This window comes from Actinoplanes palleronii (assembly GCF_016862315.1).
Classification (GTDB): domain Bacteria; phylum Actinomycetota; class Actinomycetes; order Mycobacteriales; family Micromonosporaceae; genus Actinoplanes; species Actinoplanes palleronii.
Genome location: NZ_BOMS01000222.1, coordinates 1 through 1,349, shown reverse-complemented (window position 1 = coordinate 1,349; position 1,349 = coordinate 1). Strand labels below are relative to the sequence as shown.

Genomic DNA, 1,349 nt, shown 5'->3' with positions numbered 1-1,349 from the left:
GGCCGTTTCATGATCGATAGTGGCGGTGAGTGACAATGCCCGCGTCGGCGTGTCGGATATGGACGAAGCCCCGTTGAGACCAGGTCTTCTCACGGATCTGGTGCAAACGGAGCTTCGTCGTGCCGCAGTCTGCCATCTCGCCACCCGATTCAGCATCGTCGGCCGTCGCGGACGGGACGTCGTTCACGCCTTCGTGTCACGGTCTGCTCGACCTGCTGCTCGCCGTCGGCGACGGCCGTTGCGGTCAGGGCCGTGATCATCCGGTCGCGGTGGTGCTCGCGCTGGTCGCGGCGGCCACGGTAGCCGGGTTGAAGGGCTACACCGCGATCAGCGGCTGGGTCGCCGACGTCCCCACCGACATCCTCGACAGCCTGTACCTGCGAGTCGAGGCCCGGCCCGCCGGGCGGCCGTCACGCTCGACGCTCTGGCGCGTCTGCACCGACACCGACGGTGACGTCCTGGACGCGGTGATCGCCGAGTGGACCACCGCCCAGCGCACCAGCACCGGCGAACAGGTTCCCACCAGCAGCGATACACCGGCACAGGTACGCCTGGACGGCAAGACCGTCCGCGGCGCCGTCAACACCGACGGCGAACAACTGCACCTGCTGTCCGCCCTGGCCGGTACGCCCGGCCCGGACCCGGCCGCCGTCATCATCGCCCAGGCACCGACCGACGGGGCCAAGACCCGCGAACCAGAAACCGCCCGCGCTCTGCTGGAAACCCTCGATCTGCGTGAGGTGACCGTGACCGCCGACGCCCTGCACACCGTCAAGGCCACCGCCGACCTCATCCACCAGCAAGGCGGCCACTTCGTGCTGCCGGTCAAAGAGAACCGGGCAGCCCTGTTCGCCGCCCTCGACGCCCTGCCCTGGGCCACCACCGCGATCGGCCACGAGAGCACCGAGACCGGCCACGGCCGCAGCACCCGCCGCACCATCCGGGTCCTGCCCGCCCCGCCCGGCCTGCCGTTTCCGCACGTCAACCAGGTCTGGCTGATCGAACGCTACATCACCGGCAGCGACGGCAAACAGTCCGCCGCAGCGCAACTGGGCGTCACCAGCCACCCCGCCGAGGCCGCCGGACCGGCCGAGATCGCCGCGTTCAACCGTGGCCAGTGGGCCATCGAAACCCTGCACTTCATCCGCGACACCTGCTACCGCGAGGACCACTCCCGTATCCGCACCCGCTCCGGACCCCGCGTCCTGGCCTCCCTCCGAAACCTCGCCATCAACGCCCTACGCCTGGCCGGCCGCACCAACATCACCGAAGCCACCCGCTGGGCCAACCGCGAAATGACCAGGCCATTCACCATCCTCGGCCTCACCGGATGATGTTGAAACGGCCGT

At 69.4% G+C, this 1,349-nt stretch carries 1 protein-coding gene; it reads left to right on the top strand.

Annotated elements, in window-relative coordinates:
* Positions 1–119 precede the first annotated feature (119 nt).
* On the top strand, positions 120–1,334 hold the full coding sequence (locus tag Apa02nite_RS50705) for an ISAs1 family transposase (RefSeq protein WP_203831576.1): 1,215 nt from the start codon (positions 120–122) through the stop codon (positions 1,332–1,334).
* Positions 1,335–1,349: the final 15 nt, after the last annotated feature.